Raw genomic sequence first — 2258 nt, forward strand, 5'->3', positions numbered from 1 at the left:
TACAGATAAAAGTTCTTAAGATTTCTATACTGTTTATAATGCTACATGACCATAATGGTCATTACTTCGCTTTGGTTAAGTTTTAGTTTTACGCTTCTTTGTGTTTGTTTCCGGGCCTGAGGCGAGACCGGATTTTTCTACAGTAGCATTAAAAACTTTGTAAAACTCATCAATAATAAAGAAAATCTCTGTAATTTTACCTCTTGAAATCATAGCGGAAAGTTAGTTAAAAATTGAAAATCAGGACTTTAATTTACTAAATTTTCCGCTTCTTTCATTCAAAACAGACAACTTTATTATATCGAACTCCGTTAATTAATATATTGTTGGAATCTTTCATAATATATCAAAGGCTTTACTTCTTTTAAATTAGTATTTACTTTGAAATCTTCAACGGATAGTTTTGAATTAATAGCTAAGTATTCAATTTCATAATATTCATATTTCTTCATCCCTTCAAGTTCACNCGTTAATTAATATATTGTTGGAATCTTTCATAATATATCAAAGGCTTTACTTCTTTTAAATTAGTATTTACTTTGAAATCTTCAACGGATAGTTTTGAATTAATAGCTAAGTATTCAATTTCATAATATTCATATTTCTTCATCCCTTCAAGTTCACCATAATTTTTATATCCGATAGGTAAAAAATCTGATTTCCTTATATAAATAGTATAGACTTCATTATTTACATAATCTACACGTCCCTCTCTGCTTTTACCATAAATACTCAAGACATAAACTGGATTTTCCATAAAAATTTGCTCCTTTACTTCAAACTTAGCTATAGCAAATCTTGCTAAGAAGGATCTGGCTTGCTTAAAAATATTATTTTTTTGAAAAATATTTCTTAAGATAACGCTGCTACCCATACTATAAAGCCTATCATACCCATCTTCCACTACACTATGAAAAAATATTTTCTTTGGTATATTTAAAGAATCTGCCTTGTACCAAAAACCTGAAGCATATTTTCCATCATATTGATAATGCGTGTAAGTATTTTTATATGATGATTTTATGTCTACAATATGATAAAACTTCATCTCATCTTTCGGAGCCATATATAAAGAACATATTGCTACGTCATACACTGTATCACGTTGCGTAAAAAATTTTTCAGATTTATTAATTTTATAAGTTACATTGTTTAAAAGGCTTATTGAAGCTTCAACTTTTTTTAATAGCTGTCTTGGCTTTATAGGCTGCGCATTAATCTTAAAAGAAAAAATAGCTATTAATAATACACAGGCTGCTAAAAAGTATTTTTTATCTATGATTTTCATATTAAAAATATTTAGACCTGAAATAAGACTATTTCAGGTCTTTAAACTAATTACTGCTATATAGCATTTTTTATTAGTATATTTGAAGCCTCTTTAATTATTGTCATACCGCCACCTGAAGATTGACTATGAATACAGCCCGAAGGTTTACTTTCATCAACTACTCTTGAGCATGGTTTACAACCTCTTATCCTTCCAAGAAACCAGGTTCTATCAAATTCACACCAGCCACAATTTTGGCCAGCACATACATGCTTAGCAAATGCTTGTTGGTTGGTTTCAGGATTCAGAATGAATAACCGATTACCGTCGATAACTAAATCTGCCACAATTGCTAATGCCGGGGAAGTTGCTTTTTCCTTACCAATTATGGTTACAATTGCCTCACCACTATTAGTAGTGGGGTTTATGCCATAAGCCAGTTCTATACTTTCAACTTGAGCAAAAACTCCGCTAGTAATCAAATCAGCTTTCACTCTTGCTTCGTCATACAAAGGCACAGCGACGCCGTTACGAATTTCGCCAATTTGCTCTTTCGTAAAACCTACCCTCGATTTAGTCTGAAAGTTAACACTTGATTCTTCTTGAGGGCTGTCGGTGGTTTCACTGCTGCATGCATACAATCCCGCAGTTAATAATGCTGCACTTACAATACCAAGTGCATAAAATTTCATTTTTTTCATACAAATTTGAATTTTGAAAGTTAAACATTAGATAAACAGATTATGTCTTAGAACTAAAACACAGCAAATATAAATGCGAAAAATAGTACTATCCTTTTTTATTAAGAAAAAAATAACATTTTTTTAGTAAGGTAAAATTAGTAATTAAAAAGGCCATGCTATAGCGCAGCTTCTTGAATTTTATCCTTTATAATCTAAAAATTTACTTAAACAATTTTATATCGCTTCCTGTCATTTTCTTTGAGGTAAATTTTACAAAAGCGGCTGGACCCGGGTGTCACTTCCAC

The 2258-nt window shown here is 30.8% G+C and carries 2 protein-coding genes; both read right to left on the minus strand.

From position 1 onward, the window contains the following. Positions 1 to 469 precede the first annotated feature (469 nt). Positions 470 to 1288, minus strand: a complete 819-nt coding sequence (locus tag CHU92_RS00550) for a hypothetical protein (protein ID WP_094411540.1) — start codon at positions 1286 to 1288, stop codon at positions 470 to 472. 56 nt (positions 1289 to 1344) lie between these two features. Next, positions 1345 to 1971, minus strand: a complete 627-nt coding sequence (locus tag CHU92_RS00555; RefSeq protein ID WP_094411542.1) for a hypothetical protein — start codon at positions 1969 to 1971, stop codon at positions 1345 to 1347. Positions 1972 to 2258 lie beyond the last annotated feature (287 nt).

Source organism: Flavobacterium cyanobacteriorum (assembly GCF_002251835.1).
Lineage (GTDB): Bacteria > Bacteroidota > Bacteroidia > Flavobacteriales > Flavobacteriaceae > Flavobacterium > Flavobacterium cyanobacteriorum.

Excerpts from the sequence above, each read along its gene's own strand:
- CHU92_RS00550 (WP_094411540.1), bottom strand. The coding sequence starts at position 1,288 with ATGAAAATCATAGATAAAAAATACTTTTTAGCAGCCTGTGTATTATTA.
- CHU92_RS00555 (WP_094411542.1), bottom strand. The coding sequence starts at position 1,971 with ATGAAAAAAATGAAATTTTATGCACTTGGTATTGTAAGTGCAGCATTA.